The 12831-nt window shown below is 62.3% G+C and carries 12 protein-coding genes; 11 read left to right on the forward strand and 1 reads right to left on the reverse strand.

From position 1 onward, the window contains the following. The first annotated feature begins 171 nt into the window (after positions 1–171). The 9 genes from arnC to PspS04_RS14620 all read left to right on the forward strand — a co-directional run bounded on the left by arnC (position 172) and on the right by PspS04_RS14620 (position 9278). The gene (gene arnC, locus PspS04_RS14580; protein WP_159996137.1) at positions 172–1191 is read left to right on the forward strand and encodes an undecaprenyl-phosphate 4-deoxy-4-formamido-L-arabinose transferase; all 1020 of its coding nucleotides are present in this window, start codon (positions 172–174) and stop codon (positions 1189–1191) included. Beyond that, the gene (gene arnA / locus PspS04_RS14585; protein ID WP_159996139.1) at positions 1188–3179 is read left to right on the forward strand and encodes a bifunctional UDP-4-amino-4-deoxy-L-arabinose formyltransferase/UDP-glucuronic acid oxidase ArnA; all 1992 of its coding nucleotides are present in this window, start codon (positions 1188–1190) and stop codon (positions 3177–3179) included. The genes arnC and arnA overlap by 4 nt, the downstream gene beginning before the upstream one ends. Further along, a complete protein-coding gene (gene arnD, locus PspS04_RS14590; protein WP_095171496.1) occupies positions 3179–4063 on the forward strand; it encodes a 4-deoxy-4-formamido-L-arabinose-phosphoundecaprenol deformylase in 885 nt (294 codons plus the stop codon). The genes arnA and arnD overlap by 1 nt, the downstream gene beginning before the upstream one ends. Continuing rightward, positions 4060–5706 carry a lipid IV(A) 4-amino-4-deoxy-L-arabinosyltransferase gene (gene arnT, locus PspS04_RS14595; RefSeq protein ID WP_159996141.1) on the forward strand — a complete coding sequence of 549 codons (1647 nt, stop codon included), beginning with the start codon at positions 4060–4062 and terminating at the stop codon, positions 5704–5706. Before arnD ends, arnT begins: the two co-directional genes overlap by 4 nt. Continuing rightward, positions 5703–6047, forward strand: coding sequence for a 4-amino-4-deoxy-L-arabinose-phosphoundecaprenol flippase subunit ArnE (arnE, locus tag PspS04_RS14600; protein WP_095171493.1), 345 nt, complete (start codon positions 5703–5705; stop codon positions 6045–6047). Before arnT ends, arnE begins: the two co-directional genes overlap by 4 nt. Then, the gene (arnF, locus tag PspS04_RS14605) at positions 6044–6457 is read left to right on the forward strand and encodes a 4-amino-4-deoxy-L-arabinose-phosphoundecaprenol flippase subunit ArnF (RefSeq protein WP_159996143.1); all 414 of its coding nucleotides are present in this window, start codon (positions 6044–6046) and stop codon (positions 6455–6457) included. The genes arnE and arnF overlap by 4 nt, the downstream gene beginning before the upstream one ends. Then, positions 6454–7830 (forward strand): UDP-glucose dehydrogenase family protein, encoded by a 1377-nt coding sequence (locus tag PspS04_RS14610; protein ID WP_159996145.1) that lies wholly within the window; start codon positions 6454–6456, stop codon positions 7828–7830. The genes arnF and PspS04_RS14610 overlap by 4 nt, the downstream gene beginning before the upstream one ends. Positions 7831–7839: 9 nt before the next feature. After that, positions 7840–8361 carry a GNAT family N-acetyltransferase gene (locus tag PspS04_RS14615; RefSeq protein ID WP_159996147.1) on the forward strand — a complete coding sequence of 174 codons (522 nt, stop codon included), beginning with the start codon at positions 7840–7842 and terminating at the stop codon, positions 8359–8361. A 209-nt stretch (positions 8362–8570) separates the two neighbouring features. After that, the gene (locus PspS04_RS14620; RefSeq protein WP_095171486.1) at positions 8571–9278 is read left to right on the forward strand and encodes an HPP family protein; all 708 of its coding nucleotides are present in this window, start codon (positions 8571–8573) and stop codon (positions 9276–9278) included. Positions 9279–9561: 283 nt separating this feature from the next. Here the strand turns inward: PspS04_RS14620 and PspS04_RS14625 are convergent, their stop codons facing one another. Then, entirely contained in the window at positions 9562–10038 is a 477-nt protein-coding gene (locus PspS04_RS14625; protein ID WP_095171484.1) for an Lrp/AsnC family transcriptional regulator, read from the reverse strand. 483 nt (positions 10039–10521) lie between these two features. Here PspS04_RS14625 and PspS04_RS14630 point away from each other — a divergent pair, with 483 nt between their 5' ends. Both PspS04_RS14630 and PspS04_RS14635 read left to right on the forward strand, forming a co-directional pair. Next, the gene (locus PspS04_RS14630) at positions 10522–11628 is read left to right on the forward strand and encodes an enoyl-CoA hydratase/isomerase family protein (protein ID WP_159996149.1); all 1107 of its coding nucleotides are present in this window, start codon (positions 10522–10524) and stop codon (positions 11626–11628) included. A 5-nt stretch (positions 11629–11633) separates the two neighbouring features. Next, positions 11634–12785, forward strand: a complete 1152-nt coding sequence (locus tag PspS04_RS14635) for an acyl-CoA dehydrogenase family protein (RefSeq protein ID WP_095171480.1) — start codon at positions 11634–11636, stop codon at positions 12783–12785. Positions 12786–12831 lie beyond the last annotated feature (46 nt).

Here is a 12831-nt window from a genome sequence, read left to right on the forward strand (position 1 = left end):
CGTTTGATATGGATTATTTTTCTTGAGTTACTCTGTGACAATTTATTCAGTGAAGCCGAGCTTTCCACGGAACTCGACACCCCAGAGTTCGATCCCATTGTTCCCTGACATGACTGCCAATGACGTCGAACCCGTGGTGGGCGCCATTGCACAGACCCTGGACCCAAGCCTTTGAAGCCTTATCCAATCCATTGCGTGTCGATCGTTATCCCGGTCTACAACGAAGAAGAAAGCCTGCCCGAGTTGTTGCGCCGCACTGAAGCGGCTTGCCGCCAACTCAAGCAGGACTATGAAATCGTCCTGGTCGACGACGGCAGCCGCGACAACTCTGCACAACTGCTCGAAGAAGCCGCCGCCCGCGACGGCAGCAAGGTGGTGGCGGTGATCCTCAATCGCAACTATGGGCAGCATGCGGCGATCATGGCCGGTTTCGAACAGTGCAAGGGCGATGTGGTGATTACCCTCGACGCCGACCTGCAGAACCCGCCGGAAGAAATCCCGCGCTTGGTGGCCCAGGCCGAGTTAGGCTACGACGTGGTGGCCACGGTACGCAACAATCGCCAGGACTCGGCCTTGCGCCGCTACCCGTCGAAGTTGATCAACCTTGCGGTCAAGCGCTCCACCGGGGTCGCCATGAGCGACTACGGCTGCATGCTGCGGGCCTATCGGCGCACCGTGGTCAACGCGATGCTGGCCTGCCGCGAGCGCAGCACCTTCATACCGATCCTGGCCAACAGCTTTGCCCGCCACACCACCGAGATCCTGGTGCAGCACGCCGAGCGCGAGCATGGCGAGTCCAAGTACAGCACCATGCGCCTGATCAACCTGATGTTCGACCTGATCACGTGCATGACCACCACCCCGCTGCGCCTGCTGAGCATCATCGGCTTCAGCATGGCGGCGCTGGGCATGCTCTTCGCCCTGACCCTGATTGTCTTGCGCCTGGCCTTTGGTGCCGGCTGGGCCGGTGACGGCATGTTCGTGCTGTTCGCCATCCTGTTCGTGTTCACCGGCGGCCAGTTCATCGGCATGGGCCTGTTGGGCGAGTACCTGGGGCGGATGTACGGTGATGTGCGGGCGCGGCCACGGTTCTTCATCGAAAAAGTCCTGCGCAACCAACCCGCCATGCCGGCTCCCGCTGTCACTGTCGACGGTTTGACTTCCACTTCTACTGATCAGGTTTCGCCATGAGTTCAAACGCTGTTGTTTTTGCCTATCACGACATTGGTTGCGCCGGCATCGAAGCCCTGCTCGCAGCGGGGATTCGGATCAGCGCGGTGTTTACCCATGCCGACGATCCCAAGGAAAACACCTTCTATGGCTCGGTCGCGCAACTGTGCGCACGCAAGGGCATCACCGTGCATGCGCCGGAAGACGTCAACCATCCGCTGTGGATCGAGCGCATCGCCAAGCTCAACCCCGACTACCTGTTCTCCTTCTATTACCGCAACCTGTTGAGCGAGCCGCTGCTGGCAACCGCGCGCCAGGGCGCGTTCAACCTGCATGGTTCGTTGCTGCCGGCCTACCGTGGCCGCGCCCCGGCCAACTGGGTGCTGGTCAAGGGCGAAACCCAGACCGGCGTCACCCTGCACCGCATGGTCAAGCGCGCCGACGCCGGGGCCATCGTCGCCCAACAAGCGGTCGCCATCGAACGCAGCGACACCGCGCTGAGCCTGCACGGCAAGCTGCGTGAAGCCGCCGCCAGCCTGCTACGTGACACCTTGCCCCTGCTGATCCAGGGCAAAACCAGCGAAACCGCCCAGGACGAATCCCGCGCCACGGTGTTCGGGCGCCGCACCGCGGCGGACGGCAAACTGCTGTGGCAGCAACCGGCCGAGCAACTGTTCAACCTGGTGCGCGCTGTAACCCAGCCCTACCCTGGCGCCTTCTGTGCCGTCGGCGAGCACAAGCTGATCGTCTGGACTGCCGAAGTGGTCAAGGGCAATGAAGGCCTGGCACCTGGACGTGTGATCAGCGTCGACCCATTGCGCATTGCCTGCGGTGAAGACTCGCTGCTGATCGCCTCTGGCCAGCGCAACGACAACGGCCTGTTCCTCAGTGGCCCGCAACTGGCCGACGAACTGGGCCTGGTCGAGGGTTCCGTGCTGCGCGGCGCCGAATCGGGGCGCAGCCCTCGGCGCACCCGGGTGCTGATCCTGGGCGTCAACGGTTTCATTGGCAACCACCTGTCCGAGCGCCTGTTGCGCGACGACCAGTACGAAGTCTATGGCCTGGACATCGGCTCCGACGCCATCGAGCGCCTGCGCAGCCACCCCAATTTCCACTACGTCGAAGGCGATATCAGCATTCACTCCGAGTGGATCGAGTACCACATCAAGAAATGCGACGTGGTCTTGCCGCTGGTGGCCATCGCCACCCCCATCGAATACACCCGCAACCCGCTGCGGGTGTTTGAACTGGACTTCGAAGAGAACCTCAAGCTGGTTCGCTACTGCGTTAAGTACAACAAGCGCGTGATCTTCCCGTCGACTTCGGAAGTCTATGGCATGTGCCAGGACCAGAACTTCGACGAAGACACCTCTAACCTGGTCGTCGGCCCGATCAACAAGCAGCGCTGGATCTACTCGGTATCCAAGCAACTGCTGGACCGGGTGATCTGGGCCTACGGCCAGCAAGGCCTGGATTTCACCCTGTTCCGGCCGTTCAACTGGATGGGTCCGCGCCTGGACCGCCTGGACTCCGCGCGGATCGGCAGCTCCCGGGCCATCACCCAGTTGATCCTCAACCTGGTGGAAGGCACGCCGATCCGCCTGTTTGACGGCGGCGAGCAGAAACGTTGTTTCACCGACATCGCCGACGGCATCGAAGCCCTGGCGCGGATCATCGACAACCGCAATGGCGCCTGCACCGGCCAGATCATCAACATCGGCAACCCGGACAACGAGGCCAGCATCCGCCAACTGGGCGAGGAACTGCTGCGCCAGTTCGAGGCGCATCCACTGCGCGGCAATTTCCCGCCGTTCGCCGGTTTCCGCGAGGTCGAGAGCAAGGCGTTCTACGGCAACGGCTACCAGGACGTCGCGCACCGCAAGCCGAGCATCAACAATGCCAAGCGCCTGCTGGACTGGACCCCGACCGTGCACATGCGCGAAACCATCGGCAATACGCTGGACTTCTTTCTGCGTGAAGCCATGCTCGAAATCGCGGACCAGCGTTGATGCAGGCGGGCCTTCGAATCGATGTCGATACGTACCGGGGCACCCGCGAAGGCGTGCCTCGGTTGTTGGACATGCTCGATGAGGCGCAGGTCAAGGCGACGTTTTTCTTCAGCGTTGGCCCGGACAACATGGGGCGCCACCTGTGGCGCCTGATCCGCCCGCAGTTCCTCTGGAAAATGTTGCGCTCCAATGCCGCCGGCCTGTACGGCTGGGACATTCTGCTGGCGGGCACCGCCTGGCCTGGCAAGCCCATCGGCCGCGATCTCGGGCACTTGATGCGCCGGGCCGCGGCCGCCGGCCATGAAATCGGCCTGCATGCCTGGGACCACCACGGCTGGCAGGCCAACGCCGGGCGCTGGAGCGATGCGCAGCTGAGCGAACAGATCCGCCGAGGCGTCGACTGTCTCAGCGATATTCTCGGCCAAACCGTGGACTGTTCGGCCGCCGCCGGTTGGCGCGCCGATGAGCGGGTGATCGGCGCCAAGCAAGCTTTTGCTTTTCGCTACAACAGTGACTGCCGCGGGCACAGCCTGTTTCGTCCGCGCCTGGCCGACGGCAGTCTCGGTACCCCACAGATTCCGGTGGACTTGCCGACTTTCGACGAAGTGGTCGGCCCGCTGGTGGCCGCCGACGGGTTCAACCCATTCATTCTGGATCGATTCAGCCCCTCGCAGCTGAACGTCTACACCGTACACGCAGAGGTAGAAGGGATTCTGATGGCTGAGCATTTCCGTCAATTGCTGGTGCAGGCGCGCGCGCGCGACATCCGCTTCCAGCCCTTGGGCAACTTGCTTCCCGAGACGCTCGACAGCCTGCCTGCGGGCCGGGTCTTACGTGGCACGCTGGCCGGCCGTGAAGGTTGGCTGGGGGTGCAAGGCGCATGAGCAGACGCTGGATATTGCCTTTATTGCTGCTGGCCTTCGGTCTGTTCTACCTGCTGCCAATGACCTCCCACGGCCTGTGGATTCCCGATGAAACCCGCTACGCGCAGATCAGCCAGGAAATGCTCCTGACCGGAAACTGGGCCTCACCGCACTTCATGGGCATCCGCTATTTCGAAAAACCGGTGGCTGGCTACTGGATGATCGCCCTGGGCCAGGCGCTGTTTGGCGACAACCTGTTTGGTGTGCGCGTGGCCTCGGCCCTGAGCACCGGCCTGAGCATCGTGCTGACCTACCTGATTGCCCGGCGCCTGTGGAACGACTCGCGCAAGAGCCTGACCTGCGCCCTGCTCTACATGAGTTTCTGCGTGGTGGTCGGCCAGGGCGGCTATGCCAACCTCGATCCGCAATTCACCTTCTGGGTCAACCTGAGCCTGGTGGGGCTGTGGCTGGCCTTTGACAGCCAGACGCCACGTGCCCGCCTGGGCTACTGGGCGCTGACTGGACTGGCCTGCGGCATGGGTTTCATGACCAAGGGTTTCCTCGCCTGGTTGCTGCCGGTGCTGATCGCCCTGCCCTACATGGCCTGGCAAAAGCGCCTTCGCGAACTGCTGACCTACGGCGGCGTGGCCGTGCTGGTCGCGGTGCTGGTGAGCCTGCCCTGGGCACTGGCGGTACATGCCCAGGAGCCGGACTTCTGGAATTTCTTCTTCTGGCACGAACACATCCGCCGGTTTGCCGGTGCCGATGCACAACACGCGGAGCCCTGGTGGTACTACCTGCCGCTGCTGCTGGCGTTCAGCCTGCCATGGGTTGCGTTGTTGCCGGTCGCCATCCGCCAGGCCTGGCAAAATCGGCGCCAGGCCAGCATCGGCTTCCTGCTGTTGTGGCTGCTGCTACCACTGGCCTTCTTCAGTTTGGCCAAGGGCAAGTTGCCGAGCTACATCTTTCCCTGCCTGTTGCCGCTGGCGCTGTTGATGGGCCATGCCCTGGTGGATCGCCTGAGAAACCGCCAGACCCGGGTCATCCGTCTCAACGCTGCATTCAACCTGGCCCTGGGTGGCCTGGTCTTGCTGGCGCTGGTGTATTTCCAGATCAAGAAGCCGCTGTACAACAACGAACCCGAGCACCTGGTGCTGGTTAGCGTTGCCGTGATCGGTTGGTTGCTGTGCAACACCCTGCAGGCCCTGCGCCCTTTGCAACTGTGGGCCGCCCCCGTGCTCGGCAGTTGGCTGTTCATCGCCCTGCTGCCGGCCGGCCTGCCAAACTCGGTGGTATACAACAAGACCCCGGACCAGTTCATCAATGACCATCTGCAGGAGCTCAGCCAGAGCACCCGGCTGTTGAGCAACGACCTGGGCGCCGCCTCGGCCCTGGCCTGGCGCCTCAACCGCGCGGACGTGGCGCTGTACAACACCGTAGGCGAAGTGAAATATGGTCTGGCGTATCCTGACACCCTGCATCGCCGGGTGGACTTCCTCAAGGTCCCGCAATGGATGAGCGCAGCCCGCCAGCAAGGCCAGGTGGGCGTCGTCATGCGGATCAATGGCGAGGAGCATTACGAAATCGACATGTTGCCCCAGGACTTCAAGCGTTATGACCAAGGCAATCTGGTGATCCTGATTTTCCCCAAGAGTCAGCCATGAGCCTGATACTCGTAGGGCTCGCCTGCCTCCTGACGTGCCTGGGCCAGGTGGCGCAGAAGTACGCGGTGGAAAGCTGGCGCGAACGGCCTTCGGCGCTGCTCGACAAACTGCGCTCGCCCTGGCTGTGGCTGGCGCTGGCGAGCCTGGGCCTGGGCCTGCTGGTGTGGTTGCTGGTGCTGCAACGGCTCGATGTCGGGGTGGCTTACCCGATGCTGAGCCTGAACTTTGTGCTGATCACCCTGGTGGCCCGCTTCGTGTTCCATGAAACGATCGACCGCCGGCACTGGATCGGCGTCGCCCTGGTGATCGCCGGGGTGATTCTGCTCGGGAGGCAGCTATGAGCGTGGGTCGTGGAATCGCTTTTGGCATGGCCAGCGTGGTGCTGGTCAGCACGGCCCAGTTGGGCATGCGCTGGAGCATGAGCCATCTGCCGCTGCCAGCGCAGTGGTGGACGGCCCTGCAGGACGGCACGGTCGACCCCTTCGCGGTGGCGGTGGTACTCAGCGCCATCCTTGCCTACGGGCTGTCGATGCTCTGCTGGCTGCTGGCCTTGCGTGATTTGCCCCTGGGTCGCGCCTATTCGCTGCTGAGTATCAGCTACGCCCTGGTCTACCTGCTGGCGGCGAGCCTGCCGCTGTTCAACGAAGACTTCAGCCTGTCCCGCTCCCTGGGGGTGGCCCTGGTCATCCTCGGAGTCATCACCATCAATTCGCGCAGCAACAGTACTTCAGACCTCAGGAATGCCTCATGAAAATCAGTGTAATCGGGAGTGGCTACGTGGGCCTGGTGCAGGCTGCCGTGCTGGCCGAAGTGGGCCACGATGTGGTCTGCATGGACATCGATGAGCAAAAGATTGCGCTGCTGCAGCAGGGGCATGTGAGCATTTTTGAACCTGGGTTGGCCAGCCTGGTACGTGAAGGCCTGGAGTCTGGACGGCTGCATTTCAGCTGCGACGAAAAGCTCGCCATCGAGCACTGCCAGGTGCTGTTCATCGCCGTGGGCACGCCGTCCGACGACGACGGTGCGGCCGATCTGCGCCATGTGTTGTCAGTCGGCGATGCAGTGGCCCGCCACCGCCAGCAGCCGCTGATCCTCGCCGAGAAATCCACCGTGCCGGTGGGCACTGGCGACACCCTGCGCGCGCACATTGAGCGCCAGTTGTTGGCCGCCGGGCGCAGCTTGAAATTCGATATCGTCTCCAACCCCGAGTTTCTCAAGGAAGGCTCAGCGGTCGCTGACTGCCGGCGTCCCGACCGGATCATTGTCGGTTGCGACAGCGACGAAGTCCGCGAGGTGATGCGCGACCTGTATGCGCCGTTCAACCGCAACCACGACCGCATCCTGTTCATGGACCTGCGCAGCGCCGAACTGACCAAGTACGCCGCCAACTGCATGCTTGCGACCAAGATCAGCTTCATCAACCAGATCGCCGAATTGGCCGAACACCTGGGGGCCGACATCGAGTCGGTGCGCCTGGGCATCGGCGCCGACCAACGCATCGGCTATCACTTCATCTACCCCGGCTGTGGTTATGGCGGTTCATGTTTTCCCAAGGACATGCGGGCCTTGATTCACAGCGCCGAGCAAGCCAATTGCTCCAGCGACCTGCTGCAAGCCGTGGAAGCCATCAACGAACGGCAAAAACACAAGCTGTTCGAGCGGATCAAGGCGTTCTACAACGGCAACCTGGCCGGCAAGACCTTTGCCCTCTGGGGCCTGGCGTTCAAGCCCAATACCGACGACATGCGTGACGCCCCGAGTCGCGTCTTGATGGAAGCGTTGTGGGCCGCCGGCGCATCGGTCAGCGCATTCGACCCCGAAGCCATGCAGGAAACCCAGAAGCTGTACCCGAACGAGACCCGGCTGATGTTGATGGGCACGCCAGAGTCAGTCCTCAAGGACGCCGACGCGCTGATCATCTGCACCGAATGGCAGCAGTTCAAGGCCCCCGACTTCGAGTTGATCCAGCAGCGTCTCAAGGCGCCGGTGATTTTCGACGGACGCAACCTATACGACGCAGAACGCCTGGCTCGCAATGGCTTCAAGTACTTCCCCATGGGGCGCGGCGAGTCCTGCCATCTGCCAATCCCGCAGCAGCAGTGGCCCGCTGCTGCCATCGCCTAAGCAGTGGGCATGACCTGTGTCTTGCGTCGAGCCCGAGTCGAGGATGCCGACGCCCTACCCGACATCGAGCGCTCGGCGGCCCGCCTGTTTGCCCAGGACCCCGACCTGGCCTGGCTGGTCGACGCAGCGGTGATCTGTGGCCCAGAGCATCGCCAGCGCATCGCAACTTGCCCGGTGTGGGTGGTCGAGGCGGCGGATAGGTGCATCGTCGGTTTTCTCAGCGCCGCTGTGACGGGCGGCCAGTTGCATATCGAGGAACTGTCGGTTGATCGTGAAGCTCAGGGCCAGGGTTTGGGTCGGCAGTTGTTGCAGGCGGCGATCGAGCACGCCCGGGACCAGCGGCTGCTGGCAGTGACCCTGACCACCTTCTGTGAATTGCCTTGGAACGAGCTGTTTTATCGGCGCAGTGGTTTTGTCACCCTGGATGCACAGCAGATCGATCCCCGCCTGCAGCAACTGCTGGATGAGGAAGCGGCCCACGGCCTGCCCCGCCATCGGCGCTGTGCCATGCGCCTGGACTTGCGTCCTTAGCGACAAACCGGGGTGCAGGGCTGCGCGCGGGTCGATTTAACTTCAACATTAATGAACTTAAAGATCATTAATATGAATTTGTCAGGCTGCGAGTTGGCCGGCACACTGTGCCGGTTCCTCCCCCAAATGTTGGAACGCTTAAAGGGCTTGCTGGAGAACCAGCCAAGCCCTTCTTTTTGCCTGCCCTTTGCAATTGGACCGTCCTACCCATGTTCGCTCGCTGGATTCCCGCTGCCATCAACACCCGCCCTACCGAATGGAGCCGCGCTGCCATCGGCATGTCGCTGGGCACCCTGCTGAGTGTCTGGGCCTGTGCCCAGGTCTTCGGCATGCAGATTGCCCTGCACTTGATCGGCCCCCTGGGAGCGTCGGCAGTGCTGCTGTTTGCCGTGTCATCCGGTGCGCTGGCCCAGCCCTGGTCAATCATCGGTGGCTACCTGTGTGCCACCGTGATGGCGTTGCTGGTAGCTCACGTGCTGGGACGCACGCTGGCCAGTGCCTGCCTCGCGGCCGGCCTGGGCTTGATCCTGATGTGCTGGCTGCGTTGCCTGCACCCACCGGCAGGGGCCCTGGCGCTGCTAATGGTGCTGGCGGATCCGGCGACCATCGCCCTCGACTGGCAGGCACTGGCCCCGGTGATGCTGGGCGCATCGACCCTGCTGCTGAGCGCCCTGGGGTACAACAACCTGACGCGCATTCGTTACCCCAAGCGCCCTGCCGAACCGGTGCCAATGATCCCCGCCGACCACCCGCCCACCGACAGCCAGGCCATCAACGCCGAGGACCTGAAGGCGGCGCTGGCCGAACTGGAGGCCTTCTTCGACGTCACCCCCGAAGACCTCGAACAGTTGATCCACGCCAGCGAGCGTCACGCCAAGCGTCGCAGCATCGGCCAGGTACTGAGCGGCCAAGGCTGATACAGCCCAGCGCTTGAGCGCTGATGCGTTTGTAGGAGCGAGCGCCCGCCTGCGGCTCGCTCCATCACAGAGCTCACATACAGCCACCAAAACCTGTAGGAGCGAGCCTGCTCGCGAGAAACCCGAGAGCGCCGCGTTGAATCAGGAGAGACGCGTCATCGTTGACGTCCATCGCGAGCAAGGCTCGCTCCTACAGTGCTGGCGGGCGGCATTCCGGCGTTTGCCAAAGTGACCCGCCGTTGGGCGGATATACCCACAAACCCAGGATCAAAAGACCACAACCTCAAGACGACGTCTTGACCATCGCCAGTTCGGGGTGGCTGACCAGTTTGTCGATGTGCAACTCCGGGTCGTCAAACCAGACTTCGGTCAGGACCCGATAGTGCTCCATGTCGCGACAACGCATGCGCAGGCTGTAGTCGAAGGCGCCGCTGATCAGTTGGCATTCCAGCACTTGCGGGCACGCCCTGACCTTGGCTTCAAAGGCCTTTTGCGCGGCGCGCCCACTCTGGTTCGACAGTGCTACCAGCACCAGCAATGACAAGCCAGGGGTCAGCTTTTTCTCGTCGAGAATCGCCCCATAGCCACGAATCACCCCCAGTTGTTCGAGCTTGCGCACCCGTTCAAGGCAGGGCCTGGGTGTCAGGTGCACGAGCTCGGAAAGCTTTTGATAAGTGATGCGCCCATCGTGGCGCAGCACCTCGATAATGGCCTGGTCGATACGATCAAGCACAATCGACAGATCGCGGATATCCGCCATGTACGTCTTGCCTCACTTCAACGGCCCGAGAGAAATTACTGCAAACGCTCGCTCTGACCGGCCGGTCGGGACCAGTTGCTGTCCCCTGCTCCTCGAGCCCGTTCCACGTCAAAACGTTTATCCAGATTTTCAACGCTGAACTTGTACAGGAAACACCCCTGGCCGCGCACCCCTGTCGACCTGAAACCTCTGATGCAGACGGTTGCAAATCGATGAGCAGAATGCCCACAGACGTAACCTTCGAGGTGTCGTTCAGGGCTGCGCAAACAGCATGGTTATGCTGACGTCGGCCGATTCACAGCCGATTCTGTCGTGAATGCCCTATTCAGTTAAAAATATCGTCGACGGCAGTTTCGATATTGCAAAAATGCACACCGAACCTGCATTCATCCGGGTTGTACTTGGCAAATTTGCACTGTTACGATCGACGATCGCCCGCGCCTGGGCATTTCCATAAAGAACAATAAAAGCAGGGAGTTACCGATGACTGCTGAGGTTTTATCTACGCAGGTAAAGGCCATGGATGCCACGCGCAACGAAGTCCTGGCCGAGGTGCGCAACCATATTGGCCACCTGACCCTCAATCGCCCCGCCGGCCTCAATGCCCTGACCCTGGACATGGTCCGCACCCTGCACCGCCAACTCGAGGCCTGGGCCCGGGATTCGCAGGTGCATGCCGTGGTGCTGCGCGGCGCCGGGGAAAAAGCCTTCTGTGCTGGCGGCGACATCCGTTCGCTGTATGACAGCTACCAAGCCGGCGACACCCTGCACGAAGATTTTTTCGTTGAGGAGTACGCCCTCGACCTGGCTATTCACCAATACCGCAAACCGGTCCTGGCACTGATGGACGGTTTTGTCCTGGGCGGCGGCATGGGCCTGGTGCAAGGCGCCGACCTGCGCCTGGTCACCGAACACAGCCGCCTGGCGATGCCGGAAGTCGGTATCGGTTATTTCCCGGATGTCGGCGGCAGTTATTTCCTGCCGCGCATCCCGGGCGAGCTGGGGATCTACCTGGGGGTCAGCGGGGTACAGATTCGCGCCGCCGATGCACTGTATTGCGGCCTGGCCGACTGGTACCTGGCAAGTGAGCAACTGAGCGAGCTGGACCAGCGCCTGGATAACCTGCAGTGGCACGATACGCCGCTCAAGGACCTGCAAGGGCTGTTGGCCCAACTGGCAGTGCAGCACCTGCCCGCCCCCCCGCTGCAAGCCCTGCGCCCAGCCATTGACCACTTTTTCGACCTGCCGGACGTGCCAAGCATCATCGAACAACTGCGCAGCGTGACCGTCGCCGACAGCCATCAGTGGGCCGTGGACACCGCCAACCTGCTGCAGACCCGCTCCCCGCTGGCGATGGCCGTGACCCTGGAAATGCTCCGCCGCGGCCGCGAACTGAGCCTGGAACGCTGCTTTGCCCTGGAACTGCACCTGGACCGTCAATGGTTCGCCCGTGGCGACCTGATCGAGGGAGTACGCGCCTTGCTGATCGATAAAGACAAGAATCCACGCTGGAACCCTGCCACCGTCCAGGCCCTGGACGCCGAGCACGTGGCCAGTTTCTTCACAGGCTTTGAGCAGAGCGGGAGCTGATTCTCATGCACGATATCGAACTGAGCGAAGAACAAGTGATGATCCGCGACATGGCCCGGGACTTTGCCCGCGGCGAGATCGCACCCCATGCCCAGGCTTGGGAAAAGGCTGGCTGGATCGACGACGCCCTGGTGGCGAAGATGGGTGAGCTAGGCCTGCTGGGCATGGTGGTGCCTGAGGAATGGGGCGGCACTTATGTCGACTACGTTGCCTATGCCCTGGCAGTGGAAGAGATTTCCGCCGGCGACGGTGCAACCGGCGCCTTGATGAGCATCCACAACTCGGTGGGTTGCGGGCCGGTGTTGAACTACGGCACCGAGGCACAAAAACAGACCTGGCTGGCGGACCTGGCCAGCGGCCAGACCATCGGTTGCTTCTGCCTGACCGAACCCCAAGCCGGTTCCGAGGCGCATAACCTGCGTACCCGCGCCGAACTGCGCGATGGCCAGTGGGTGATCAACGGCGCCAAGCAGTTTGTCAGCAACGGCAAGCGGGCCAAGCTGGCGATCGTGTTTGCGGTGACCGACCCGCAGTTGGGCAAGAAAGGCCTGTCGGCGTTCCTGGTGCCCACCGACAACCCGGGCTTCATCGTTGACCGCAGCGAGCACAAGATGGGCATTCGGGCGTCCGACACCTGCGCGGTAACGCTCAACAACTGCGTCATCCCCGAAGCCAACCTGCTGGGTGAACGTGGCAAGGGCCTGGCGATTGCGCTGTCCAACCTCGAAGGTGGGCGCATCGGCATCGCTGCCCAGGCACTGGGCATTGCCCGCGCAGCCTTTGAAGCGGCCCTGGCCTACGCCCGCGACCGGGTGCAGTTCGACAAGCCGATCATCGAGCACCAGAGCATCGCCAACCTGTTGGCCGACATGCACACCCGGCTGAACGCCGCCCGCTTGTTGATCCTCCACGCCGCACGCCTGCGCAGCGCAGGCAAACCCTGCCTGTCGGAGGCCTCGCAAGCCAAGCTGTTTGCCTCGGAAATGGCCGAAAAGGTCTGCTCCTCGGCCATCCAGATTCACGGTGGTTATGGGTATCTGGAAGATTATCCGGTGGAGCGCTATTACCGTGATGCGCGGATCACCCAGATCTACGAAGGCTCGAGCGAGATTCAGCGGATGGTGATTGCGCGGGAATTGAAGAACTACCTGCTGTGAAACCCTGAACGCATCGCGGGCAAGCCCGCTCCCACAAGCTCTTTAA

The sequence above is a fragment of the Pseudomonas sp. S04 genome, assembly GCF_009834545.1.
In the GTDB taxonomy this organism is placed as follows: Bacteria; Pseudomonadota; Gammaproteobacteria; order Pseudomonadales; family Pseudomonadaceae; genus Aquipseudomonas.